The sequence below is a fragment of the Aquibaculum arenosum genome, from assembly GCF_029222965.1.
GTDB classification, from domain to species: Bacteria; Pseudomonadota; Alphaproteobacteria; order Kiloniellales; family DSM-21159; genus Aquibaculum; species Aquibaculum arenosum.
This window is the reverse complement of record NZ_JARHUD010000004.1, coordinates 132,309-157,942: the sequence shown is the minus strand read 5'-3', so window position 1 is coordinate 157,942 and position 25,634 is coordinate 132,309. Positions and strand designations below refer to the sequence as shown.

The following is a 25,634-nucleotide window of genomic DNA, read 5'->3' as shown; positions in this document are numbered from 1 at the left end:
ATCGCGTATGGAACGCATGCATGCCACCTGCGTCGCCCTTTCCACCCAAGCCGGCCCACTCGGGGTGCTGCTCCGCGGACCGGCCGGCGCGGGCAAATCCGGTCTGGCGCTGCGCCTGATCGATGAGGGCGGTTGGCTCGTCGCCGACGACCAGGTGGAAATCCGCCGTGAGGAAGATCGCCTGCTGGCCCGCGCCCCAGCGCAGCTCGCCGGCATGATGGAACTGCGCGGATTCGGTCTGGCCGAGGTGCCCCACCTGCCGGAGACGCCGCTGGCCCTGGCGGTGGACCTGGTGCCAGAGGAAGGGGTGGAGCGTCTGCCAGAAGAGACGAGCCTGGAACTGCTCGGCCTGGACCTGCCGCTGCTGCGCCTGGACCCGGCCGCAGCGACCACGCCGGCCACGCTGCGATTTGCCGCCCGGGCGCGGGCCACGGCCCTGGCGCCGCCCACAGCGGAAGCTCAGGACCCCGCTGCGCAAAGGGAAGACGCTCCCGCACCGCTGCTGCTCATCACCGGCCTGTCGGGAGCAGGCCGGACCTTGGCGCTGAAGCACCTGGAGGATCTTGGGTGGGAGGCCATCGACAACCTGCCTTTGGGCCTGCTGGACGGCGTGCTGGGAGCCAACCCACGCCGCCAGCCGCTGGCGGTGGGCATCGACAGCCGCACGATGGATTTTTCCGTGCCGCTGTTCCTGCGGCAACTGGCGCGCCTGCGCGCCGACCCACGCATCGAGCCCAGCCTGCTCTTCCTGGACTGCGACGATGCGGTTCTGCAACAGCGCTACACCGAGACCCGCCGGCGTCATCCGCTGGCGCTCAACCGGCCACTGGCCGACGGCATCGCCGCCGAACGGGTCCTGCTGGAGCCGCTGCGCCTCAAGGCCGATCGGCTCCTTGATACCAGCGATCTGCCGCCGGTGGAGTTGCGCCGCCTGCTGGCAGCCGATCTCGCCGTCGACCGCGCCGCCGGCATGCAGGTCTTCGTCACCTCCTTTTCCTATCGCTTCGGGCTCCCGCGGGAGGCGGACCTGGTGTTCGACACGCGCTTTTTGGCCAATCCCCACTGGGAGCTGGAACTGCGTGGCCTGACCGGACGCGACCCGGCGGTGGCCGCCTATCTGGCCGCCGACCCCAACTACGAGCCTTTCATCGCCGGTCTGCTGGCCCTGCTGGAGCCCTTGCTGGAGCAATACCAGGCGGCCGGGAAGAGCTACCTGACCATCGCTTTCGGCTGTACGGGCGGACAGCACCGTTCGGTTGCCACCGCAGAGCGAGTCATGGCGCGGCTCTCCGAGCTCGGATGGCCGGCGGGCCTCTCACACCGCGAACTGGAGCGGGCTGTGGTCAACGCCAACAGCTCCCGCCCCTCGCCGGTCCCCCGATGACCGGTGGCCAAGGGTCGCGGGTGGACGAATGATGGCTGCGGTCTCAGATCAATTCGGGTAGTAATGGCCGGCCCGCGCAAGGCTGCGCTCGTAAGGAAAGCGAAATGATCGGTCTCGTTCTGGTCACACACGGCAATCTGGCTAGCGAATTCATCGCCGCCATGGAACATGTCGTCGGCCCTCAGGCTGACGCCGTTGCGGTCTGCATCGGCCCCGAGGACGACATGGAACAGCGGCGTCAGGAGATCATCGAGAGCGTGCAGCGCGTCGACAAGGGATCGGGCGTGGTCATCCTCACCGACATGTTCGGCGGCACGCCCTCCAACCTCGCCATCTCCGTGCTGGACCAGGGCCGGGTGGAGGTGATCGCCGGCATCAATCTGCCGATGCTGATCAAACTGGCCCAGGTGCGCGGCCGCGAACGCCTGGCCGACGCCGTGCTCCAGGCCCAGGAAGCTGGCCGCAAGTACATCAGTGTGGCCTCGCAGCTGCTGCGCGACGAAGCCTCGCGCTAAGGGGCCACTCGCGCTGGGGGTCTCCCGTCTAAAGGCCGCTCGCGGAAGGGATATCAAGAACGTGGACGATCATAAAACAACATCCCCCTTCGTTCGTCACGTCACCATATGCAATCGAAAGGGATTGCACGCGCGGGCTGCGGCAAAGTTCGTGAAGCTGGCCGGGGAGTTCTCGGCCAAGGTCATCGTGGTGCGCCGTGACCAGGAAGTGCCTGGAGATTCGATCATGGGCCTGATGATGCTGGCGGCCGCGCCGGGCTGTGAACTGGAACTGCGGGCAGAGGGGCCCCAAGCGCAGCAGGCGCTCGATGCTTTGGCGGAACTTGTGCAGCGCGCATTCGATGAAGACTGAGAGCGGACAGGGCGAGTCGAACACACGGGGCGAAACCCGGCTGCAGGGCCTGGCCGTCGCGCCCGGCATCGGCATCGGCACGGCGCATCTGCGCGATGGCAGCCGGATTCCGGTGCCCGAATACCTCATCTCCGCCGCTCAGGTCCCCAAGGAGATCAGCCGCTTCACCGCAGCGGTGCAGGCTGCCGAGCGGCAGATCAGCAAGCTGCGCAGCAAGGCCGGCTCGACGCACGGCGCCTCGGCAGAGGAACTGACCTATCTGCTGGAAGCCCACGCGCAGATGCTGCGTTCCGGACAGTTGCGTCAGGGCGTGGAGCGTCGCGTGCGCGATGAGCGCCGCAATGCCGAGGCGGCACTGGCGATCGAGATCGACCAGATCGTCGGCTTTTTCGAGGCCATGGACGATCCCTACCTGCGCAGCCGTGGCGAGGAGGTGCGCCAAGTCGGGCAGCGCATCCTGCGCCACCTCACTGACCAGGCCTATCAGGGCTTCGGCGAACTGGGCCGCAACTCCCTGGTCTTCGCCGAAGAGGTGACACCGGCGGACACGGCCCTGATGGACCCGCGCCGGGTGGTGGGCTTTGCCAGCGTGCTCGGCGGTGCCGAGGGGCACACTGCAATCATGGCCCGCTCGCTCGGCATTCCCGCGGTGCTGGGCGTGGCGGAACTGCTGCGCCACGCACGAAACGGCGCCGCTGCCATCGTCGACGGGGACAAAGGTCTGGTGATCCTCGAGCCAACGCCCGAGACGCTGGACAGCTATCGCCGCCGTCGCGCCGGGCAGCTGCGCTCCACCCGTGCGCTCAAACGTCTGCGCGACCTGCCGGCCGTGACCCGCGACGGAACGCGCGTCACGCTCCAGGCCAATCTGGAACTCCCTTCCGATGTAGAACAGGCGGTGGCCGCCGGGGCCGAGGGCGTGGGTCTGCTGCGCAGCGAATACCTCTTCATGAACCGCGACGACCTGCCCGAGCAGGAAGAACAGGTCGGTTCGATCCGGCACATCCTCGGCGGTCTGCCCGAGGGGCCGGTCACGGTACGCACACTGGACGTGGGCGGGGAAAAGCTCGCGTCCGCCCTAGGGCATCATCTTGGCGAAGCCACGAACCCAGCCCTGGGTCTGCGCGCCGTTCGCCTCTCCTTGCGGGTTCCGGAGTTGCTGGAAACCCAACTCGCGGCGATCCTGCAGGCTGACGAAGGGGGCCGCCTGCGGATCCTGCTGCCGATGATCGTCAACGTCGAGGAGCTGCGCATGGTGCGGCGCACCCTCAACAGCGTTGCCCGCAAGCTGGCGGCGCAAGGACGACCGGTTCCGCACCCACTTCCCCCGCTGGGCGTGATGATCGAGGTTCCCGGCGCGGCGCTTGCCGCCGATGCCTTGGCGCCGGAAGCGGACTTCTTCGCGATCGGCACCAATGATCTCATCATGTACACCCTCGCGATCGACCGGGGCGACGAGCGGGTGGCCTATCTTCACGACCCGCTGCACCCGGCAGTGCTGCGGCTGATTCACTTCGCCGTCGACGTGGCCTTGCGGCATGGGAAACCGGTGTCAGTTTGCGGCGAAATGGCTGGCGATCCCCGCTACCTGCCGCTTTTCGTCGGCCTTGGCGTGCGTGAACTTTCCATGCGCCCCACCGCCCTGCCCCGCATCAAGCAGTCGCTGCGCCGACTGGATGCTTCGGCCTGTCAAAGCCTTGCGGAAGCCATGTTGCGCGAGCACGATCGCGAGACCATCCAGCACCTCCTCGAGAGCTTCCACGCATAGCAGGGGCGCTTCACCTGCGTTGCCGCATCCCCATAGTTTGGCTAGGGTCCGGGCACATGCATATCTGCCTATAGTCGTCATGCCGCTCGAAGAGCCCCTCTTCCATCTGCCCGCACCGCCGCTGCCGGGAACCGACTGGGCGTTGTTTCTCGACGTGGACGGCTGCCTGCTGGACATCGCCGAGCGCCCCGATGAGGTTGCGGTGGAAGCCGGGCTGACCGAGACTCTGGCCTGCCTGCGCACCCGCCTGGGCGGCGCGCTGGCTCTCGTGAGCGGCCGGCCCTTGGCACAGCTCGATGCACTCTTCGCTCCCCTGCACCTGGCCGCCGCCGGCCAGCACGGTCTGGAGCGACGCGATGCCCGGGGGCACCTCCTGCCCACAGCCACTTTGCCCGACGGCTTTGCCGCAGTGGAAGCGCGGCTTGCACTCTTTGCCGAGCGTCATCCTGGCATGCTGCTCGAACGCAAGTCACACGGACTGGCCCTGCACTATCGTGGCGCGCCCGCCTGCGAGACCGAAGCCCGTCGCCTGGCCGAAGCGCTTGCCGGCACTTGCGAACCGCCCTTGGCCGCCGTGCCAGGCAAGGCGGTCATCGAACTGCGCGTGCCGGGCAGCGACAAGGGCCAGGCCATCGCGGCTTTCCTCGATGAACCACCCTTTCGGGGGCGCATCCCTGCCTTCGCCGGGGATGACGTGACCGATGAGGATGGCTTTCGTAGGGTCAACGCCCTGCAGGGCCATACCATTCTTGTTGGAAGGCGGGCCAGCGCAGCACGCTGGGCCCTGCCCGATCCCCCAGCCCTGCGCCGCTGGTTGAGCGAAGCTGCGCAGGCATTGACCCCAAAAGGAGACTGACGCTTGACCTTCGCGCCTCGGCCCAACCTCGATCTGGCGGTGATCGGCAACTGCGCCATCGGCGTCCTGGTGGACTGCTACGGGCGGATGGTCTGGGGCTGTCTGCCCGCGTTCGACGGCGATCCCTGGTTCAGCGCCCTGCTGGGGGGCGAGGAGCCAAACGAAGGCTTCTTTGCCATCGAACTCAAGGGGCAGCAGCGCTGCGAGCAGGAGTATCGTCGCAACTCGGCGGTGCTGGTCACGCGGCTTTATGCCGAGGACGGCAGCGCCGTGGAGATCACCGACTGCATCCCGCGCAGCAAGCTGTTCGGCCGCACCTTCCGCCCAACCATGATCGTGCGCCGCATGCGCCCGATCAGCGGCACGCCGCAGGTCCGCGTCGTTCTCCGTCCTACCTGCAGCTACGGCGCCGAAAAACCACAGGTCACACGCGGCAGCAATCACGCCCGCTACATCGGCCCCTCGTTCACCTTGCGGCTCTACGCCACCGCGCCGTTGGCCTACGTCCTGCCCGAGCGCTGGTTCCTGCTCGAGGAGGACGAGCACCTGCTGCTGGGGCCGGATGAGAGCCTAGCCGAACCGGTGGAAACCGCGGCCAACCGTCTGATTGCCGAGACCGATGCCTACTGGCGGGACTGGGTGCGCTCGCTCTCCATCCCCTTCGAGTGGCAGGAGGCGGTAATCCGCGCCGCCATCACGCTCAAGCTCTGCAGCTACGAGGAAACCGGCGGCCTGATCGCGGCGCTCACCACTTCCATCCCCGAGGCGCCGGGCTCGCAGCGCAACTGGGACTACCGTTACTGCTGGCTGCGGGACTCCTACTACACCGTCAATGCCCTCAATCGCCTGGGCGCTACGCGCACCATGGAAGGCTATCTGCGCTACATCATGAACGTGGTTTCGGCGGCCCCGGACGGTTACCTCCAGCCGGTCTTCGGGCTCGACCTGGAACAGCGCATCGACGAGCGCGTTGTCGAGAGCCTGCCCGGCTATCGGGGCATGGGGCCGGTGCGCGTCGGCAATCAGGCCTACACCCAGATCCAGAACGACGGCTACGGCAGTGTGATCCTGGCCGCAACGCAGTGCTTCTTCGACCAGCGCCTGATGGCGCCCGGAACGCTCAATCTCTTCCGGCGTCTGGAGGAGTTGGGCGAGCAGGCGATCCGGCGCTTCGACATCCCGGATGCGGGCCCCTGGGAGTACCGCAGCCGGCAGATGGTCCACACCTACTCCACCCTGCTCTGCTGGGCCGCCTGCGATCGCCTGGCACGGATCGCGCGCCGCCTGGGGCAGACCCAGAGGGCGGCCTACTGGCAGACCGAGGCCGAGCGCATCCGCAGCGTGATCCTGAAGCGCGCCTGGAACGACAAGCTGAACAGCTTCGTGGCCACCTTCGAAGGCGAGACCCTGGATGCCAGTCTGCTGCTGATGCAGGATCTGGGCTTCGTCGAGGGCAAGGATCCCCGTTATCTGGGAACCGTGGCCGCGGTGGAGCGTTCCCTTATGCGGGAGGGTTACCTTTTGCGGTATCATGCAGCGGACGATTTCGGAGTACCTGAGGTAGCCTTCACCATCTGCTCATTCTGGTATGTGGACGCCTTGGCCGCGACCGGGCGCGAGGAAGAAGCGCGCGCGCTCTTTGAAAACCTCCTGGCGCGTCGCAACCACGTCGGACTGCTTTCCGAGGATCTGGATCCGAAGACAGGCGAGCTCTGGGGCAACTTCCCCCAGACCTACTCCCTGGTCGGCATCATTCATTCGGCGACGCGCCTCAGCCGGAGCTGGGAGGCGCTGTGATGCGGCGCCTGCTGTTGCTTTCCAACCGTGTAACACCCCTGCAAACCGGCGCCGGAAACCGCGGCGCAACCGGAGGCCTGGCGGTGGCCATTCACGACGCACTGTCGGAAAGCCACGGCCTCTGGTTCGGCTGGAGTGGCCGCATTGCGGAGAGTGAGACGGAGCGCAGGCTCAACACGGAGGAAAAAGAGCATTACCAGGTCACCACCATTGACCTGACCGAGGCCGAACTCGAGGGCTACTACAACGGCTACTCCAACGGCGTGCTCTGGCCGATTCTCCACTACCGCGCCGACCTGATGGAGTATCACAGCGCGCATTTCGAAGCCTATCGCCGGGTCAACGAACTCTTTGCCGAGCAGCTTGCGCAGCAGGTTCGCCCCGGCGACCTGATCTGGATCCACGACTATCACCTGCTCTTGGTGGCGCAGGAGCTGCGCAAGCGCGGCGTAGACAACCCCATCGGCTTTTTCCTGCACACTCCCTTCCCGGCCCCCGAGGCCCTCACCGCCCTGCCGAACCACCGCGAACTGATGGAAGGGCTCTGCCACTGCGACCTGATCGGTTTGCAAACCCGCACTGACCTGCGGGCCTTCCTGGACTATCTGCGCTTCGAGGCCGGCGGCAAGGTACTGGATGAAGAGCGCATCGAGTGCTTTGGCCGCCGTTTGCGCGCCGGCTGCTTTCCCATTTCCATCGATCCCGACGGCTTCGCCCAAGCGGCGGCGCAGGTGCGCAACGAGGCTCGGCGACGCCTGCTCATTAGCCTGGATGGCCGGCGCCTGCTCTTGGGGGTCGACCGCCTGGACTACACCAAGGGCCTGCCCCAGCGCATTCTCTCCTACGAGCATCTGCTTGAGCATCATCCCGAGCACCGCCGGCGCATCGCCTTCCTGCAGATCGCCCCTCATTCACGCTCGGAAGTGCCGGAGTACATCCACCTGCGCCGGCGCCTGGAAGAGCTGAGCGGGCACGTCAACGGCCGCTTCGCTGAACTGGACTGGGTGCCGCTGCGCTACGTGAACCGTGGCCTCTCCCGCAGCGCCTTGGCCGGGGTGTTGCGCATTGCCTCAGTGGCGCTGGTCACCCCGCTGCGCGACGGCATGAACCTGGTGGCCAAGGAATATGTGGCCGCGCAGGACCCGGAGGACCCGGGCGTCCTGCTGCTCTCGCGCTTTGCAGGCGCGGCGCATGAACTGGATGCGGCGCTGATCGTCAATCCCCTGGACTACGAGGCCACCGGTGAGGCGCTGCACCAGGCGCTGGCCATGTCCCTGGAGGAACGCCAAGAGCGCTGGCAGGCCATGATGGAGGTGATCCGGGCCCAGGACGTCACCCGTTGGTGGCGCAGCTTCGTCACCCGCCTGGCCGAGGATGCCTGGGAAGCCTAATCAGACTGAATGCGGGCCGCTGCCCACCAGCCGCCGATAGATGTCCGGGTCCGTCGCCCCTTCGCTGCCCAGCAGGAAGACCCGGCTGTCCGGACCCAGGCCCAGCCCCGCCCGCAGGGCCTCGTCCTGGGCGGCGGCGGTCAGGCCGATGAGACCGGCGACAGCCGATTCCCCGGCGACGATGGCGCCGCCGCCGGCCTCGCCCGAGGCCAGCAGGCGCATCGCCGGCGCCACCCCTTCCTCACCGATGGAGAGATAGTCCGAGGCCCCGGCCTTGAGGATGTCCCAGGCCAGCAGGGAGATCGTGCCGCAGGACAGGCCGGCCATCAGGGTCTCCTCCTCCAGCGGCACCTGCGTCGGGCTCCCGGCCCGGGCGGTGGCGAGGATGCAGGCGGCGCTGGCCGGTTCCACCACCACCGTCCGCGGCCGTCTCTCGCCCAGCCCCTGCCAGAAGCGCGCGCAGAGCGCCGCGGCCACGCCGCCCACACCGCCCTGGATGAAGAGGTGGGTGGGTGGCGCGTCGGCAAGCTGCTCCAGCGCTTCCGACGCCATGACGCTGTAGCCCGCCATCACCTCCCGCGGCACCTCGGTGTAGCCCTCGTAGGAGGTGTCCGAGACCACGAACCAGCCGTTCTCCTCGGAGTCGCGCGCGCAGCGGATCACCGATTCGTCGTAGTCCCCCTCGATCCGCACCACCTCGGCCCCCAGCGCTTCCATGGCCTGCTGCCGCCCGCTGCTGACGGTGGCGTGGATGTAGATGCGGCAGCGGCAGCCGGCCATTTGCGCCCCCCAGGCGACCGAGCGGCCGTGGTTGCCATCGGTGGCCGTGGTGACGGTCAGTTCGTGAAGCTGCTCGCGAAATTCTCCGGCACGGATGCGGCTGAGCGCCGGAGTGGCACCGCTCCGCTCGGCCACCTGCGCCGCCGCCAGGCGCAAGACGCCATAGGCTCCGCCCAGCGCCTTGAAGCTCTCCAAGGCAAAGCGATGCCCCTCGTCCTTGTAGTAGATCGCGCCCAGCCCCAGCGCCTCGGCCAGGCGGTCGAGCCGGTGGATCGGCGTCGGTGCATAGCCCGGCCAGTCGGCAATCTCCGTCAGGGCCGCTTCGGCCATCGCCGGCGAGAGCACGGCATCCAGCGCCGCGGGCCAGGGCCCCTGCGTCACAGTCAGGTGCGCTTGGTCGAGAATCCGCGGCGGTGGCTGCAGCATTTTGTCCTCTTGGTTCAGGCGCGAGGCCATCGACTTTTCAGGCTGTCGCAAGAGGCTTAGCCTAGAGCATGCCCGGTCGCGACGGAATCGGCTTTCTGATGGAGATCATCCAGCCATGACCGAGTGGGAGTCCAAGGCCCTCTGGCTGGTGGCGGATATCGGCGGCACCAACGCCCGCTTCGCGCTCTATCCCGCTGGCTCGCTGGCGGAGGGAGACGCCCTCTATCACACGCGCATGGCCACGGCCTCGGTCGCCGGGCCGGCCACCGCCATCGCCCGCGTCCTGGAGGAGGCCGGCTGCCCCACCCCGGCCGCGGCGGCCCTGGCCATCGCCGCGCCGGTGGCAAACCACAGCGCTGATACGCAGATCAGCCTGACCAACGCGCGCTGGCGCTTCACGCCGCGCGCCGTGCAGGCAGAACTAGGTCTGGAGCGTCTGGAGGTTGTGAACGACTTCGCGGCCCTGGCGCATGCGCTGCCTCTGCTGACGGACGGAGATCGGAGTCCGCTGGGTCCGGCTCTATCACCGAGGCCCGGCCGACCAATCCTGGTGCTCGGTCCCGGCACGGGGCTGGGCGCGGCAGCCATCGTCGCCGACAGACACGGTGGCTGGACCGTGGTGCCTGGTGAAGCAGGCCACATGACGGCCGCCGCCTGCACTGCCGAGGAGGCGGAGGTTCTGGACCACCTGCGTCACGAACGCGGGCATGTCTCCTATGAGCGCCTTGCCAGCGGCCCCGGTCTGGTGGAGATTGCCGGGGCGCTGGCAGCGCTGCGCCGCGCACCCACCCCGCCAGACACACCGGCCGAAGTCGTGGCGGCCGCCCGCGCCGGTGACCGGCTCTGCGGGGATGCCATCGTGCTGTTCCAAAACTGGCTGGCAACGCTCGTCGGCGACCTTGCCCTGGCCTTCGGTGCCCTGGGCGGCGTTTATCTGGCAGGCGGGGTCCTGAGCCATCTGGAGGGGCTGTTGGATGCCGAGGCGTTTCGTCGGCGCCTGGAAGACAAGGGACGCTTCTCAGACTATCTTGCCCAGGTGCCGCTGTGGCGGCTCACCCGGCCCGACACCGCGTTTCTGGGCCTGCGCCGCCTGCTGAGCGAAGCACCGGAGCCCGACGAGCTCAAAAAGACGTAACCTTTGGCTACTGCGACGGCTCGTCCTCAGGCGCCGGATTATCAGGCTCGCGCGCGTCGAAGGTGCCGGCCTGGCGCATCTCGATCACGCCGCGGCGGATCTCACGGGTGCGGCGGAAGAGGTCTTCCAGCGTGTCGCCTTCGCCCCAGCGGATCGCCCGCTGCAGGGCGGTGAGGTCTTCGCTGAAGCGCTGCAGCATCTCCAGCACGGCTTCGCGGTTGTTGAGGAAGACATCGCGCCACATCACCGGATCGGAGCCGGCGATGCGGGTGAAGTCGCGGAAGCCACCGGCGGAGTAGCGGATCACCTCCTGGCGCTCGCTGGCCTCCAGGTCGAAGGCAGTGCCAACGATGGTGTAGGCGATCAGGTGAGGCAGATGACTGGTGACCGCGAGCACCTTGTCGTGGTGAGCGGCGTCCATGCTTTCCACCATGGCGCCGCAGTCTTCCCAGAGGCTCTTTACCCGCGCCACCGCCTCGCCGTCGCTGCCGGGCGGCGGCGTCAGGATGACGTAGCGGTTCTCGAAGAGATCGGCAAAGCCGGCGTCGGGGCCGCTGTGCTCGGTGCCGGCAATGGGGTGGCCCGGTACGAAGTGCACCCCCTCCGGCAGGCAGGGGCCGACGTCGCGGATGACCGATAGCTTGACCGAGCCCACGTCGCTGACGATGCAGCCTGGAGCGAGCCTGGGCGCCATGGCCTCGGCCACGGTCGCATTGGCACCAACGGGCAGGCAGAGCATGACCAGATCGGCACCGGCCACGGCATCGGCCGGGCTGTCGGTCAGCCGGTCGCAAAGCCCCAGCGCCACGCTGCGCTCACGCACCGCCTCGGCGCCATCGAACCCGATGATCTCTTCGGCCAGACCCCGCGTGCGCATCACCCGCGCGAGGGAGGAGCCGATGAGGCCAATGCCGAGAACCGCGACGCGGTGGAAAGGAGCCCTGCTCATTGTTCGAAGCGGGAGAGCGCGTCCAGCACGCGCGCCATCTCCTCGTCGGTACCGATGGTCACCCGCAGGTGCTGCGGCAGCCCATAGGCATCCATGCGCCGCACCAAGATGCCCTCCTGCTTGAGATGCGCCGCCGCTGCGGCCGCATCGCCGAAGCGCACCAGGACGAAGTTACCCTCGCTGGGTTCGGCCCGGAGGTTCAGGCGCTTCAGCCCCTCGACAAAGGCTGTCCGGGCAGCCGCGTTGTGCCGGCGCGAATGCTCCAGATGGTCGCCGTCGCCGATGGCGGCCACGCCGGCGGCCTGGGCCGGAGCCGCCACGTTGAAGGGGCCACGCACGCGGTGCAGCACGTCGGCCACCGCCGGCGGACAGTAGGCCCAGCCCAGGCGCAGAGAGGCCAGCCCATGGATCTTCGAGAAGGTGCGGATCATCACGACATTGTCGTGCTTTTCCACCAGCGCGCTGCCGTCGCTATAGTCCGCCCGCTCCACATACTCGGCGTAGGCGGAGTCGAGAACCAGCAGCACTGAGTCCGGCAGGCCGGCATGCAGCCGCTCGATCTCGGACGCCGGCAGGCAGCTGCCGGTCGGATTGTTCGGGTTGGCCAAGAACAGCAGCCGCGTGTGCTCGGTGACCGCAGCCAACAACGCATCCACATCGCTCGTCATGTCCCGCTCCGGTGCCGCCACCGGCGTTGCGCCGACGCTCTTGGCGGCGATGGGGTACATGAGGAAGCCGTGCCGCGAATAGAGCACCTCGTCGCCCGGTCCGGCATAGGCGCGAGTGAGCAAGGAAATCAGCTCATCGGAGCCGGCGCCGCAGACAATGCGCGCGGCATCCAGCTTCAGCGCCTGCGCGATGGCCTCGCGCAGTGCCACAGCGCCGCCGTCTGGATAGCGATGCAACTCCTCCGCCACGGCGCGATAAGCCTCCACCGCCCGGGGGCTCGGGCCCAGCGGATTCTCATTCGAAGCCAGGCGAATCACCCGCTCAACACCGGGAATGGCAGCCTCACCGCCGACATAGGCGGCGATTTCCATGATTCCGGGACGGACTTGCAAAGGCATTAGCTACGCTCTCGTTCCTTGGCGGCGACCCGCGGGTCCACCAGATCGGCTTCGGCGAAAGGCAGGGGATAGCCCCCAATCAGCCAGCAATGCTGGATCCGCTCGCCGTTGTTTTCCTGCAGACGCTTTAGACGCGGGTCGTCGCGGCCCACGAAATCGGCGACCTCCACCAGAAGCAGGTAGCCCTCCGAAGGGCTGTCCCACAACACGGTATCATGAACCGGCAGGTCGGCCTTTTCCACCAGGCTGCGCGCTGCGCTGCGGCTCAATTCAGATCCGGCCTCCAGGACCAGGAAACTGTGGTCCGCGCCCGAGGGCTCGGCATCGACCAGGCCAATGACCAACGCGGTCTGGTCGGCGCCCGACGGCGCCGCAGCCGGCGCAAAGGGCAGGTAGCCAATGATGCGCGGCACCTTCTCGCCGCTGCGCGCCAGATAGCGCCACCAGGCATCCGGCGCATCGCTGGCCGGCGGCGGCAGCAGTCCGATGCTGCATTCTCCTTCAACGACGGCATTGATCACCCGCACCGCGGAGCCACGCTCCAGCACCGGAGTCAGCACGCCGAAATGGTCGCGCGCCAGCCCGGTCAGGCTGCTGCCCGGCTCGGCGCTATAGGCGGCCACGGCGAAGGGGCCCTGCTGGGAGAGGGAGTCGGCCAGGATCTCGCGCCAAAGACGCACCAAAACGGCACGCGGCAGCGGACCCGCATGGCGCGCCACCAGGCGGCGCAGCACCTGCATTTCCCGCGCCAGGCGGAAGGAGGTCGGCCCCTTCGGCTTGGCATTGGCGATGGTGCGCGAAACCTGGGTGCGGCGCATCAGGAGATCGTGGATCTTGCTGTCGATCTCGTCGATCTCGCCACGCAAGCTGTCAAGGGATGGAGTGCTATCCATCATTGTCCGGGATCTTGGTTCTAAGGGCGCCCAGTGTTAGTCGCAGAATCGACGAAAATCAAAGGAATCCCGCAACCTTTGCGCTGAGCGGACGCCGGAGCTGCTTCCCGGAAAGGGGCATTGACAGAAAGGGTCCCCGCTTCCTTAGTGTGCGATCACTCCACCGTTTGCACCCCGTTACACCAGAGTAGTCGCATCTTCGCAGCCCATGGCCGGTCCAAGCTCCTCGAAATCCCCCGAGATTCAGCGCGCCCTGCCCGGTCACCGGCTCGAAATCGGACCGGAGCGACCTTTGGAGCTGGACTGCGGCGCCGCGCTTGCACCGGCTGTGCTGGCCTACCAGACCTATGGTGAGCTGAACGCCGAGCGCAGCAATGCCATCCTGGTCTTTCACGCGCTCACCGGCGACCAGTTTGCCGCCGAGGATCACCCGATCACCGGCCGGCCCGGTTGGTGGGAAGTGATGATCGGCCCGGGGCGACCGCTCGACACCCGGCACTATTTCATCATCTGTGTGAATGTGCCCGGCGGCTGCATGGGTTCGACGGGACCGAAGGAGATCAATCCCGAGACCGGCGAGCCCTGGGGCCTCGATTTTCCCGTGGTGACCATCGCCGACATGGTGCGCGCGCAGTTGAGGGTGCTGGACCATCTGGGTATCGACAAGCTCTTCTGCGCCATCGGCGGCTCCATGGGCGGGATGCAGGCGCTGCAGATGGCAGCGCACCACCCCGAACGCGTGCACAGCGTCATCGCCATCGCCACGGCCGCCCACCACAGCGCGCAGAACATCGCTTTTCACGAAATCGGCCGCCAGGCGATCATGGCCGATCCCGATTGGCGCGGCGGGCGCTATCTCGAGGCCGGCAGCGTGCCGCGCCGCGGCTTGGCAGTGGCGCGGATGACCGCCCATGTCACCTATCTCTCTGAGCCGGCGTTGCACCGCAAGTTCGGCCGACGGCTCCAGGACCGGGGCGCGCTCAGCTATGGCTTCGACGCAGATTTCCAGGTGGAAAGCTATCTGCGCTACCAGGGCGCCAGCTTTGTCGAGCGTTTCGATGCGAACTCCTACCTCTACATCACCCGGGCAATGGACTATTTCGACCTCGCCGCCGACCATGCCGGGGTGCTGGCCGGAGCTTTCCGTGACTCGCCAGTGCGCTTTTGCCTGGTCTCCTTCACCAGCGATTGGCTCTTTCCGACATCCGAGGCCAAGCGCGTGGTGCACGCCCTGAACGCCGTCGCTGCCGACGTCAGCTTCGTGGAAATCGAAAGCGACAAGGGACACGATGCCTTCCTGTTGAACGAGCCCGAGTTCCACGCCACGCTGCACGGCTTCCTCAACGGCTCGGCGGAACGGCTGGACCTGCCGACGGGGGACCTGATTCCACTTGAGTTGGGCGAACGAGACCCGAGCGAAGAGCGGATCTCATGAGCCGGGCGCAGCCTCTCTCCACGCCGACAGCGGGCAGCCTCGGGCGCTCGGACCTTCGGCTGATTGCCGAGTTGATCGAGCCCGGAAGCCGCGTGCTCGATATCGGCTGCGGCGACGGCTTGCTGCTGGAGTTCCTGGTACGGGAAAAGTCCGTCGTCGGCCGCGGGATGGAACTCAGCCAGACAGGCGTGAACGCCTCGGTGGCGCGCGGTCTTTCCGTCGTGCAGGGCGATGCGGACACCGCGCTGTCGCATTACCCGGACGGCGCATTCGATGTGGCCGTGCTGAGCAAGACCCTGCAGGCGACCCGCGACCCGCGCGCCGTCCTGCGGCAGCTGGTGCGCATCGGCCGGCGTGCCATCGTCTCCTTCCCCAACTTCGGCTACTGGCGCATCCGCCTGTCCCTGCTGCTGCACGGGCGCATGCCGCAAACACCCTCGCTGCCTGAAGCCTGGTATGAGACGGAGAACATCCACCTCTGCACCCTGCTGGACTTCCTCTCGCTCTGCCGCGAGGAAGGGATTGCCGTGGACCATGCCTTCACGGTGCGCGACGACGGCACCCCGAAGGAGATCACCTCGCCCACGCTGGCCAACCTCCTGGGACAGGACGGAGTGTTCCTTCTAAGACGCGATTGAAAGACCGGCCAATGAGGAACGCACAGTGAGGGACCGGGCATGACCGCGGGGCAATCGGCGTGGCGTGAGAAGCTGCGGGCGCTGGTCGAGCACCCGCGCAGCCAGCGCATCATCATGACGCTGATCGTCATCAACGCGGTGGTCCTGGGCCTGGAAACCAGTGCCACGGCGCGCGAGGCCGCCGGCGAGCTGCTGCGCGTTCTGGACAGCCTGATTCTCGCCGTCTTCGTGCTCGAACTGGGGGCCAAGATCCTGGTCCACGGGCGGCGGTTTGTCCGTGATCCCTGGAACATTTTCGACTTCCTGGTGGTGGCCGTGGCGCTGGTGCCGGCCACCGGCAACCTTTCGGTCTTGCGGGCGCTGCGCGTGCTGCGCGTCATGCGCCTCGTCTCCGGCATCCCCTCGATGCGCCGTGTGGTGGGCGCGCTGCTGAGCGCCATCCCCGGCATGGGGTCGATCGTAGCCCTACTCGCCCTGGTCTATTACGTCTTCGCCGTCATCGCCACGCGGCTCTACGGCGCGAGCTTCCCGGAGTGGTTCGGCACCATCGGTGCCTCGTCTTACTCGCTGTTCCAGATCATGACACTGGAATCCTGGTCCATGGGTATCGTGCGGCCGGTGATGGAAACCTATCCCATCGCCTGGCTGTTCTTCGTGCCCTTCATCATGCTGACCTCCTTCACCGTGCTGAACCTCTTCATCGGCATCATCGTCGATGCCATGCAAAGCCAGCACCAGTCGGAGGTAGAGGCCGAGCGCGAACAGGCCCACGCCGACGCCGAAGCCATCCTGGCAGAGCTGCGCAGCCTGCGGCAGGAGGTGACGGAGATGCGCCAAGAGCGGCGGTCAGAGGATCAGGGGCAATAGGCGAGCGGCGGCCCCTCAGGGCCGCACGCACACACTTCCGGGCCTTGGCACCAAGAGGCGCCCTTAGCCCTCCTTCACGACCTTCGGCGGCAGAGCCAGCTTGAGGTGCAGTTCCTTCAGGCGCTCCGCCGGCACTTCGGCCGGGGCCGCCATCATCAGGTCCTCCGCGCGCTGGTTCATCGGGAAGAGGATGACCTCGCGGATATTGGGCTCGTCGGCCAGCAGCATGACGATGCGGTCGATGCCCGGTGCCGAGCCGCCATGGGGCGGCGCGCCGTAGCGGAAGGCGTTGAACAGGCCGCCGAAGCGCGCCTCCACCTCTTCCTTGCCGTAGCCAGCGATCTCGAAGGCCTTGATCATCACTTCCGGCAGATGGTTCCGGATCGCGCCGGAGGACAGTTCCACGCCGTTGCAGACGATGTCGTACTGGAAGGCCTTGATGGTGAGCGGATCCTGGTTTTCCAGCGCGTCCAGTCCGCCTTGCGGCATGGAGAAGGGGTTGTGGGAGAACTCGATCTGCCCCGTCTCCTCGTCCTGCTCGTACATCGGGAAGTCGACGATCCAGCAGAACTTGAAGACGCCGCTTTCAATCAGGTCCAGTTCCTGGCCAACGCGGGTGCGAGCCTGACCGGCGAAAGCGGCGAACTTTCTCGGCAGCCCGGCGACGAAGAAGACGGCATCGCCGTCCTTGAGCCCAAGCTGCTCGCGGATCGCGGCCGTGCGTTCCGGGCCGATGTTCTTGGCCACGGGGCCGGCCCCTTCACCCTCGCGGAAGAAGATGTAGCCCAGACCCGGCTGCCCCTCGCCCTGCGCCCAGGAGTTCATGCGATCACAAAAGGCGCGGCTGCCGCCACCCGGCGCCGGAATCGCCCAGACCTCGACCTGGGGGTCCTTTTCGATCATGCCCGCGAAGACCTTGAAGCCGGAACCGGCGAAGTGCTCGGTCACTGCTTCCATCTCGATGGGATTGCGCAGGTCAGGCTTGTCGGAGCCGTACTTGCGCATGGCCTCGTCGAAGGGAATGCGCGGGAAGGGCGCCGGGGAGACCTTACGGCCGTCAGCGAACTCCTCGAAGACCCCATGCAACACCGGCTCGATGGCGGCGAAGACGTCCTCTTGCGTCACGAAACTCATCTCGAAGTCGAGCTGGTAGAACTCGCCCGGCGAGCGGTCGGCGCGGCTGTCCTCGTCTCGGAAACAGGGCGCGATCTGAAAGTAGCGGTCAAAGCCTGCTACCATGACCAGCTGCTTGAACATCTGCGGCGCCTGGGGCAGCGCGTAGAACTTGCCCGGGTGCAGACGGCTCGGCACCAGGAAATCACGCGCGCCTTCGGGGCTGGAGGCGGTGAGGATCGGCGTCTGGAACTCGACGAAGTCCTGCTCGATCATCCGGCGCCGGATCGAATTGATCACCTTGCCGCGCAGCACGATTTTGCGCTGCATCTTTTCACGGCGCAAATCGAGGTAACGGTAGCGCAGACGGATGTCTTCGCCGGCATCCTCTTCCGAGTTAACCTGCAGCGGCAGGAGGTCGGCGCGGGACTGCAGGGTAAAGGCCTCGATGCGCAGTTCCACCGCGCCTGTCGGCACCTTCGGATTGACCGTTTCCGCCGAGCGCTCGACCACCGTGCCCGTGATGGTCACCACGCTCTCCGGCCGGGCTGCCTCGACCTCCGCAAAGATCGGCGACGAGACGTCCACCACACACTGGGTGATCCCGAAGTGGTCGCGCAGGTCCACGAACAGCAGCTGACCATGGTCGCGCTTGCGTTGGATCCAGCCGGACAGGCGCGCTTGCGTGCCAGCATGGGAGGCGCGCAGTTCACCGCAGGTGTGGGTACGATAGGCGTGCATTGGCTTTTCCGTTTCGAAGGGCCCCGCGCCTGCCCCCATGAGCGAGCAGGCAAGCGGCTGTTCAGCCGCGAATGATGCTGGATCGTCTCGCACTCAATCGGCTCGCCAGGCAAACGCGATCGAGAACGACCTTGTCCAGGCCCCGACGCCGCGCTTCACAAGGACGCGCGCGCGTCGAAAAGGCGGCGGCAAGAGGCAACGAGCGGCGGGTGTTTGTCAAGGATCGGGGCACAGGGAGAAGGCCAGGCGGTGGAATTGCCGATGCACGAAGAATCAGCACCATCCCACAGCGGCTCGACAGGCACTCGCCGTTGATGTCGGATCAAGTAGGCCTTCTAGGTGAGCGGGGAATCGATTACAGCCAAACATTGGTGTACAAATAGTTCGCTGCCAATGGCTCACCGCGAACTTGACTGGCTGTTGATCAGCGGTTGTGAGCAGTTGCATCGACAGGTTATAGTTCCTGCACAAACTGGATTTGATCAACATTGGGAGGCTCGCATGAAACATCCGATCCTAACTCTGGCAGCGGGCGTTGCCGCCGTCGGACTGAGCGGGGGCCTGATGTCCTCACCGGCCACGGCGCAGGACACTCAGGAAATTCGCTGGGCGACGTCCTCTGTCGGCTCCGCCGGTCACCGTGCGCTGGTGAGCCTGTCCCAGATTCTGAACAGCAACATGGATGAGATCTCGATCACGGTGATGCCGACCCCCGGGGCGGCGGCCTCGGTGCGTGGCTTCTCGGCGGGGCAGTTCGACGGCTACTATGGTGCCGACGTCGCCTTTCACGAGATTGCCGGAGACACCGGCCGCTACGAAGGCTTCGAGCCGGGCGAGAACGAGCTCACTCAGTCCTTCTGGGCCTACACGCTGGAGATGGGCTTGGGCGTGCGCGCCGAGGACATCGGCGAGTATGAGGGCTGGCGCTCGCTGAGCGGCCGCCCCGTCTTCACCAGCCCGGCGCCCTGGGACACGCGCGCGGCTCTAGAGCGCGCGATGAACGCCCTCGAAGTCGGTCATGAGTATGTGGAGCTCGACACTGGCCTGACGGCCCAGTCGCTCCAGAACGGCACGGTCGATGCCTTCTCGATCTACACGGCCGGCGAAGCGAGTGCGTCCCCCTGGGTGCAGGAAGCGCTCATGAGCACGGACGTCCACGTCCTCAATCCCAGTGACGAGGAAATTCAGGAACTCGCAGATGCGGGCATCCAGGTGGTTCGTATCAGTGCCGATGCCTACGACAATGCCATCGGCGCCGACGAAGTGGTGGCCGTTCCCTTCTATTATGGTTTCCACGTCGGCATGAATGTAGACGCCGATACCGTCTACCGCATGCTCGAGGTGGTCGAGGAGAATGTCGACGAGCTTGTCGCGGCGGACCCCGGCCTGTCCCAGTTGCAAGACGATCTCGTCGGCATGCAGGTGCGTGGCATCGAGTCCATCGGCGATGCTGCCCCGATCCATCCGGGGCTGGCCCGCTTCCTCCAGGATCGCGACGCCTGGAACGAGGATTGGGACGACCGCATCGCGGAATAAGTAATCCTACCGTGTACAGGGCGCTCAACGCCCGCCCCTGAGACACCGCCCCCGGTCCGATCGGCCGGGGGCGGTTGAATCTGATCCCACCAGCCGCAAGAGACACAAGAGGATGTCGGATATCGTCGAATTGGAAACTGGACCGCCGCCCCGGGACACCCCGCTCAAGCAGCGGCTTGGCCTGGTCGCCGACATCCTGTTCTACGTCTTCTGCACCGGCTTTTTCGTCTACCTTTTCCGCTACTACATGACCGGCGCCGGGGGTCCCTCCCTGCTGGCGGTCACAATGATGCCGATCACGCTGTGCATCGTCATCCTGAACGACCTGCGCAAGCAGATGCTCTACCCGGCACTGGGGCCGGCGCTGCCGTGGCTTTTTGCCCTCGTTTACATCGGCTTCAGCGTCTACGCCGCCTACTATCTCCGGACCGAGTTCGACGGCATCCGCATCTACCGCATGGGCATGTGGAACACCCACGACCTGATCGTGGGTGCCGGGATGGCGGCGCTGATCCTCGAATACACGCGCCGGCGCTACTTCGTACTCTTCGTCATCAATCTCCTGCTGATCCTCTACACCGTCTACGGCTATGTGGTCCCGGGCCTATTCAACCACCCGGGCATGTCCTGGGAGCGGGTGGCCAGTTCAATCAGCGTCGAGATGTCGACCGGCATCTTCGAGCGCCTGCCGCAGCTCGGCCTCACCCTGATCGGGTCCTTCATTCTGGTCCTTGCCGTGCTGCGCGCCTTCGGTTGCATCGATTCCATCCTGCACGGCTCGTCGCGGCTGGCAGCACAATCGCCCACCATGCTGCCGCAGGCGGTGGTGGTCGGCTCCTTGGCGGTCGCCGCTGTTTCCGGCTCTGGCGCCGCAAACGCAGCAACCACCGGATCGGCCACCATCCCGGCACTGGTGCGCGCGGGCTTTCCCCGCGTCACCGCAGCAGCAGTGGAAACCGCCTCCTCGCTGGGCGGGCAGCTCATGCCGCCCCTGATGGGAATCGCGGCCTTCCTGATGGCCGAGTACCTGCGGGTGAGCTACTTCGACGTGGTTGCCCGCGGCTTCGCACCGGCCTTCGTCTACTTCATCGGCGTGGCGTTCGCCGTCTACCTTCTCGCCCTGCGCTTCCAGCACCGCACCCTGGTGGACAAGGTCGGCCCGCTGCGCCATCTCGACCGCTTCAACATCGCCGCCTATGCCCTGGCGGTGGTGGGTCTGGTCTATTTCATGGGTGTCGAGCGGCGCGCGGCCATGTCGGCAGCGCAGACGGTCTTCATCTATCTCTTCCTTGTCATGGCGGCGGTCTTCCTCTTCCGCGTGGTCAAGGAGCGCCTTTTCGACATCCGGGAGATTGCACGGCCCTTCCTGCGGATGATCGAATCCTTCGCGACGATCACCTGCGAACTGGCCATCCTGCTCGCCACCCTGGGCATCCTGACCGCGAGCTTCACCATCACCGGCGTGCCGACCAAGGTTGGCGTCATCCTGATGGAAGGCGCCGGCATCAATCTCATCGTCATGGTGCTGGTGGCCTTCGGCTTCGGCTACCTGGTGGGCATGGGCCTGCCGGTGGCGCCGACCTACATCATCACCGCGGTGGTCATCGCGCCCTTCATGATCAGGGCCGGGCTCGACCCCTGGGTTGTGCACTTCTTCGCCTTCTTCGTCGCTGTCTTCGGCGAGCTCTCGCCACCCACCTCGGTGGTGGCGGCCGTGACCTCACGCATCGCGGACGCCCCCTTCGTACGGACCATGATGCATGCGATCGTGCTGTGCATGCCGCTGATGGTCATGATGGCCGCGGTCTTCACCCATCCGGAGTTGGTGCTCAACCCGGGTTGGGCGCAAATCCCCGCCTTCCTAATCGTCGTGACCGGCACTCTGGCACTCAGCCTCTCCTTCCAGGGGCGGCTGTCGCACAGCAAGGCTGCGGACATAGGACTGCGCGTCGTCATCGCCGCACTGGGCTTTGGGGCCATCTTGATCCCCGACACCACCCTTGCAGGCGCCTTCGCGGTCGCCTGTCTGGTGGCACTGGTGCTGGGCACGCTGGCAATGCGCCGTGTCGTTCGCACTCTGGGGGCGCCCGAAACGGCGAAGGCTTGACGCAACGCGGTCTGCGGTTGCGCCTTTCGAGGCGCGCTGCGGCGCGCTATAATTGGCGGCCATGCTAGTCCTGACAGATACCGACGCGCTCGCCGGCTATTGCGCGGCCCAGCGCAGCGCAGATTTCGTTACGGTCGATACGGAGTTCGTTCGCGACACAACCTATTGGCCCAAGCTCTGCCTGATTCAGATCGCCGGCCCGGTCGAGCCGGCGATCATCGATCCTCTGGCACCGGGCATGGATTTGACGCCGCTGCTGGATCTCTTTGCCGACACGCGGGTGCTGAAGGTTTTCCACGCCGCGCGGCAGGATCTGGAGATCTTCTATCATCTCTGCGGCCGCCTGCCGGAGCCCGTTTTCGACACCCAGGTGGCGGCCATGGTCTGCGGTTTTGGCGAGCAGGCGAGCTACGAGAAGCTTGCCGGCGCCCTGGCCAATGCCCGAATCGACAAGTCCGCGCGCTTCACCGACTGGGCGCGGCGTCCGCTGGGCCGGCGGGAGCTGGACTATGCTCTGTCCGACGTCACGCATCTGCGCACGGTTTACGTCAAGCTGCGCAGCCGCCTGGAGCGTAACGGGCGAGCGGAGTGGCTCAGCGAGGAAATGGCCACGCTGACCAATCCGGCGACCTACAACCTCGACCCAGAGAATGCCTGGAAACGCCTGAAAAGCCGCTCGCGCGACCGGCGCTATCTCGCCGCCATCAAGGCGCTGGCCGGCTGGCGCGAGCGCGAGGCGCAGCGCCGGGACGTGCCACGCAACCGGGTGATCCGCGACGAGCAGCTCTACGACCTCGCCGCCCAGCTCCCCACCACGCCGGACGCCCTGGGGCGTACGCGTGGCCTGAACGCTGACGTGGCGCGCGGGCGGATCGGCAAGGAAATCCTGGCCGAGATCGAGGCGGTGCTTGCCCTGCCAAAGGATAGCCTTCCCCAGGCCCCCAAAGTGGACAATGCCGAAGCACCGCAGGCCCTACTCGACCTGCTGAAGGTGCTGCTCAAGCACAAGTGCGAGGAGCACGACATCGCCCAGAAGCTGGTGGCGAACAGCGCCGATCTTGAGCAGATCGCCCTGGACGACAATGCCGAGGTGGCGGCGCTGACGGGCTGGCGCCGCAAGATCTTCGGCAAGGATGCCCTGGCGCTCAAGCGCGGCGACCTCGCGCTGGCAGCCGCGGGCCAGCGGGTCAAGCTCGTCCCCCTTTCCGCAGGCGGCGCCGACCTCAAGTCCTGACGGCTGTCCGGTGTCACCCACCCCGGTCGTTCCAACCATGACCGAGACCCTGCCCATCGAAGAGCTGCTGCCGAACTTGCGGCGGGCGCTTGCAAAACAGAGGGCTGCGGTGGTCGAGGCGCCGCCGGGAGCCGGCAAAACCACGCTGGTTCCCCTGGCCCTACTGGAGGAACCCTGGCTCGCCGGTCAGAAGATCCTGATGCTGGAGCCGCGCCGGCTCGCGGCCCGTGCTGCCGCGGCGCGTATGGCAAGCCTGCTGGGCGAGGTGCCGGGGAAGCGCATTGGGTACCGCACCCGCCTGGACAGCAAGGTCGGCCGCGAGACCCGCATCGAGGTGGTGACCGAGGGCATCCTGACTCGCCGGCTGCAGAGCGATCCCGGACTGGACGGCGTCGGGCTGGTGATCTTCGACGAGTTTCACGAGCGCAGCCTGCAGGCTGACCTGGGCCTGGCGCTCTGTCTCGAGGTCCAGGCCCTACGCGACGACCTGCGTCTCCTGGTCATGTCGGCCACCCTGGACGGCACTGCCGTGGCCGCCCTGCTTGGCGATGCCCCGCGGCTCACCAGCGCCGGGCGCCAGCATCCCGTGAGCGTGACCCATCTGGGGCGCCCCCGCGACCGCCTGGAGCCGGCCATCGTCGCGGCGGTCCGCCAGGCCTTGCGCGAAGCCCGAGGCGACATCTTGGTCTTCCTGCCCGGCGAGGGGGAGATCCGCCGCTGCGAGACCGCCTTGACTGAGGTCATCACGGATGAAGCGGTGCAGGTGCGCCCGCTCTACGGCGCTTTGCCGCCGGAACGTCAAGACGCGGCCTTGCGCCCGGCCGAGGCCAGGCAGCGGAAGGTCATCCTTGCCACCGCCATCGCCGAGACCAGCCTGACCATTGAGGGCGTGCGGGTGGTGATCGATTCCGGGCTTGCCCGCCGGGCCCGCTTCGACCCGGCCAGCGGCATGACCCGCCTGGAAACCGGTCCCGTTTCCCGGGCAGCCGCGGACCAGCGGCGCGGACGCGCCGGCCGCACCGCGCCCGGCCACTGCTACCGCCTGTGGGGTGCCGCGGAGGAGCGTGCGCTGCCGGCCTTCGACCGTCCCGAAATCCTGGATGCCGACCTGGCGCCACTGGCGCTTGAACTGGCCGCCTGGGGCGTGGAGGAGGCAGAGCAGCTCGCCTGGCTCGATCCGCCTCCCGCAGCCGCCCTGGCACAGGCACGCGACCTGCTGAGCGCTCTGGGAGCGCTGGATGCTGATGGCCGCATCACGGAGCACGGGCGCGCCATGACCCGGCTCTCCGCGCATCCGCGCCTGGCGCACATGCTGCTTGCGGCGAAAGGCGAAGAGAAACCCTTGGCCTGCGACCTCGCCGCTCTGTTGTCGGAACGCGATATCCTGAAAGGCGCGCGCGATGCCGACCTGCGTCTGCGACTCGATCTGCTGCGCGAGGGGGCTGCGACGACCCAGGGTTTGCCGGTGGATCGGGGTCTGCTGCGGCGCTGCCGCCAGGCCGCCGCCGACTGGCGCCGTCGCCTCGGACTTTCGGGCAAGCCGGCCTCCAGCGAGGCCGCCGGCCGGCTGCTGGCCCTGGCCTATCCCGAGCGCCTGGGCCAGGCCCGATCCGGCCGTCCCGGCAGCTTTCAGCTCGCCAACGGCCGCGGCGCGGTGCTGCGGGTAGAGGACCCGCTCGCGGCGGCAGACTGGCTCGCGGTGGCCCACTTGGACGGCGGCGAGCGCGATGCGCGCATCTTCCTGGCCGCTCCCCTCACCCAGGCCGAGATCGAGCTGGTGTGCGCCGAGCGCATCGAGGAAAGCGAGACCATCACCTGGAACGAACGCAGCGGACGCGTGGAGGCCCTCTGGCAGCGCCGGATCGGCGCCCTGGTGCTTGAGAGACGGCCGCTGGCGCGCCCCGCCCCCGAGCAGATCGCCGCCGCGCTGCTGCAGGCCGTAGAACGCCGCGGCATGGAATCGCTGCCCTGGAACCAGGCTGCCCGGCAGTTGCAGGCGCGCGTCGCCCTGCTGCGCCGTGTCGAGGGCGAGGAGACCTGGCTCGACTTGTCCGATGCGGCGCTGGCCCGGGACCTGGCCAGCTGGTTGCAGCCCTACCTACACGGAATGACCCGCCTGGAGGATCTGCAGCGCCTCGACCTCACCGCCATCCTGACCGACCGCCTGGACTGGCCGCAGCGTCAACGCCTGGACAGCCTGGCCCCCACGCACCTCACCGCGCCCAGTGGCCGGCGCCACCGCCTGGATTATGGCACCGGCGAGCAGCCGGTGCTGGCGGTGAAGCTGCAGGAGATGTTCGGTGCCGAATCGAGCCCGAGTGTGGCCGGCGGGCGGGTGCCGGTGCTGCTCCACCTGCTCTCCCCGGCCGGTCGGCCGCTTCAGGTGACAGGAGACCTGCGCACCTTCTGGCGCGAGGGCTACCGCGAAGTGCGCGCCGAGATGCGCGGCCGCTACCCCAAGCACCCCTGGCCGGAGGATCCCCTGACCGCCCCGGCCACAGCCAGGGCCAAGGCGCGGCGATGAGCGAGCGCACGAGCCGACGAACAGCGTCATGCTTTGGCCGCAGGGTCACTTGGGTTATGCTGGCGGCCGTTACGAGACAGCAAGAGAGACAGCCGGTTGGGGCGGACAGACTTGGGGCGGGTCGGC

General features: G+C 67.1%; 20 protein-coding genes. 15 read left to right on the top strand and 5 right to left on the bottom strand.

The features are described 5' to 3' along the window. Positions 1 to 7 precede the first annotated feature (7 nt). From rapZ to otsA, 7 genes are all read left to right on the top strand, one after another. Positions 8 to 1,384: an RNase adapter RapZ gene (gene rapZ, locus P2G67_RS07905; protein WP_275821787.1), complete on the top strand. Its 1,377-nt coding sequence runs from the start codon at positions 8 to 10 to the stop codon at positions 1,382 to 1,384. A gap of 104 nt (positions 1,385 to 1,488) precedes the next feature. Further along, positions 1,489 to 1,899, top strand: a complete 411-nt coding sequence (locus P2G67_RS07900; RefSeq protein ID WP_275821784.1) for a PTS sugar transporter subunit IIA — start codon at positions 1,489 to 1,491, stop codon at positions 1,897 to 1,899. A 61-nt stretch (positions 1,900 to 1,960) separates the two neighbouring features. Continuing rightward, positions 1,961 to 2,251, top strand: a complete 291-nt coding sequence (locus P2G67_RS07895; protein WP_275821782.1) for an HPr family phosphocarrier protein — start codon at positions 1,961 to 1,963, stop codon at positions 2,249 to 2,251. Beyond that, on the top strand, positions 2,241 to 4,019 hold the full coding sequence (gene ptsP, locus P2G67_RS07890) for a phosphoenolpyruvate--protein phosphotransferase (RefSeq protein ID WP_275821780.1): 1,779 nt from the start codon (positions 2,241 to 2,243) through the stop codon (positions 4,017 to 4,019). Before P2G67_RS07895 ends, ptsP begins: the two co-directional genes overlap by 11 nt. Before the next feature lie 79 nt (positions 4,020 to 4,098). Then, positions 4,099 to 4,875, top strand: coding sequence for a trehalose-phosphatase (gene otsB, locus P2G67_RS07885; RefSeq protein WP_275821779.1), 777 nt, complete (start codon positions 4,099 to 4,101; stop codon positions 4,873 to 4,875). Positions 4,876 to 4,878: 3 nt separating this feature from the next. Then, positions 4,879 to 6,672 carry a glycoside hydrolase family 15 protein gene (locus P2G67_RS07880; RefSeq protein ID WP_275821777.1) on the top strand — a complete coding sequence of 598 codons (1,794 nt, stop codon included), beginning with the start codon at positions 4,879 to 4,881 and terminating at the stop codon, positions 6,670 to 6,672. Further along, a complete protein-coding gene (gene otsA / locus P2G67_RS07875; RefSeq protein WP_275821775.1) occupies positions 6,672 to 8,063 on the top strand; it encodes an alpha,alpha-trehalose-phosphate synthase (UDP-forming) in 1,392 nt (463 codons plus the stop codon). The genes P2G67_RS07880 and otsA overlap by 1 nt, the downstream gene beginning before the upstream one ends. On the opposite strand, the gene P2G67_RS07870 is transcribed toward otsA, so the two are convergent. After that, positions 8,064 to 9,269, bottom strand: coding sequence for a diaminopropionate ammonia-lyase (locus tag P2G67_RS07870; protein ID WP_275821773.1), 1,206 nt, complete (start codon positions 9,267 to 9,269; stop codon positions 8,064 to 8,066). Positions 9,270 to 9,384: 115 nt separating this feature from the next. Here P2G67_RS07870 and P2G67_RS07865 point away from each other — a divergent pair, with 115 nt between their 5' ends. Next, on the top strand, positions 9,385 to 10,404 hold the full coding sequence (locus tag P2G67_RS07865; RefSeq protein ID WP_275821771.1) for a glucokinase: 1,020 nt from the start codon (positions 9,385 to 9,387) through the stop codon (positions 10,402 to 10,404). A gap of 7 nt (positions 10,405 to 10,411) precedes the next feature. Here the strand turns inward: P2G67_RS07865 and P2G67_RS07860 are convergent, their stop codons facing one another. From P2G67_RS07860 to P2G67_RS07850, 3 genes are read right to left on the bottom strand one after another with little or no spacing between them, the layout of a single operon-like run. Further along, positions 10,412 to 11,353, bottom strand: coding sequence for a prephenate/arogenate dehydrogenase family protein (locus P2G67_RS07860; protein WP_275821769.1), 942 nt, complete (start codon positions 11,351 to 11,353; stop codon positions 10,412 to 10,414). Next, complete coding sequence (gene hisC / locus P2G67_RS07855; protein WP_275821767.1) at positions 11,350 to 12,420, bottom strand: histidinol-phosphate transaminase; 1,071 nt, start codon at positions 12,418 to 12,420, stop codon at positions 11,350 to 11,352. Before hisC ends, P2G67_RS07860 begins: the two co-directional genes overlap by 4 nt. Next, positions 12,420 to 13,313, bottom strand: coding sequence for a chorismate mutase (locus P2G67_RS07850; RefSeq protein ID WP_275821765.1), 894 nt, complete (start codon positions 13,311 to 13,313; stop codon positions 12,420 to 12,422). The genes hisC and P2G67_RS07850 overlap by 1 nt, the downstream gene beginning before the upstream one ends. Before the next feature lie 208 nt (positions 13,314 to 13,521). Here P2G67_RS07850 and metX point away from each other — a divergent pair, with 208 nt between their 5' ends. From metX to P2G67_RS07835, 3 genes are read left to right on the top strand one after another with little or no spacing between them, the layout of a single operon-like run. Then, entirely contained in the window at positions 13,522 to 14,748 is a 1,227-nt protein-coding gene (gene metX, locus P2G67_RS07845) for a homoserine O-acetyltransferase MetX (RefSeq protein ID WP_275821763.1), read from the top strand. Beyond that, on the top strand, positions 14,745 to 15,386 hold the full coding sequence (gene metW / locus P2G67_RS07840; protein ID WP_275821761.1) for a methionine biosynthesis protein MetW: 642 nt from the start codon (positions 14,745 to 14,747) through the stop codon (positions 15,384 to 15,386). Before metX ends, metW begins: the two co-directional genes overlap by 4 nt. A gap of 39 nt (positions 15,387 to 15,425) precedes the next feature. Continuing rightward, positions 15,426 to 16,253 carry an ion transporter gene (locus P2G67_RS07835; RefSeq protein WP_275821759.1) on the top strand — a complete coding sequence of 276 codons (828 nt, stop codon included), beginning with the start codon at positions 15,426 to 15,428 and terminating at the stop codon, positions 16,251 to 16,253. A gap of 63 nt (positions 16,254 to 16,316) precedes the next feature. On the opposite strand, the gene aspS is transcribed toward P2G67_RS07835, so the two are convergent. After that, positions 16,317 to 18,107, bottom strand: a complete 1,791-nt coding sequence (aspS, locus tag P2G67_RS07830) for an aspartate--tRNA ligase (protein WP_275821757.1) — start codon at positions 18,105 to 18,107, stop codon at positions 16,317 to 16,319. A 501-nt stretch (positions 18,108 to 18,608) separates the two neighbouring features. Here aspS and P2G67_RS07825 point away from each other — a divergent pair. From P2G67_RS07825 to hrpB, 4 genes are all read left to right on the top strand, one after another. Next, positions 18,609 to 19,643, top strand: a complete 1,035-nt coding sequence (locus P2G67_RS07825; RefSeq protein WP_275821755.1) for a TAXI family TRAP transporter solute-binding subunit — start codon at positions 18,609 to 18,611, stop codon at positions 19,641 to 19,643. A 112-nt stretch (positions 19,644 to 19,755) separates the two neighbouring features. Next, positions 19,756 to 21,750: a TRAP transporter permease gene (locus P2G67_RS07820; protein WP_275821753.1), complete on the top strand. Its 1,995-nt coding sequence runs from the start codon at positions 19,756 to 19,758 to the stop codon at positions 21,748 to 21,750. Between the two features lie 61 nt (positions 21,751 to 21,811). Next, positions 21,812 to 22,984, top strand: a complete 1,173-nt coding sequence (gene rnd, locus P2G67_RS07815; RefSeq protein ID WP_275821751.1) for a ribonuclease D — start codon at positions 21,812 to 21,814, stop codon at positions 22,982 to 22,984. A gap of 37 nt (positions 22,985 to 23,021) precedes the next feature. Beyond that, on the top strand, positions 23,022 to 25,508 hold the full coding sequence (gene hrpB / locus P2G67_RS07810; RefSeq protein WP_275821749.1) for an ATP-dependent helicase HrpB: 2,487 nt from the start codon (positions 23,022 to 23,024) through the stop codon (positions 25,506 to 25,508). Positions 25,509 to 25,634: the final 126 nt, after the last annotated feature.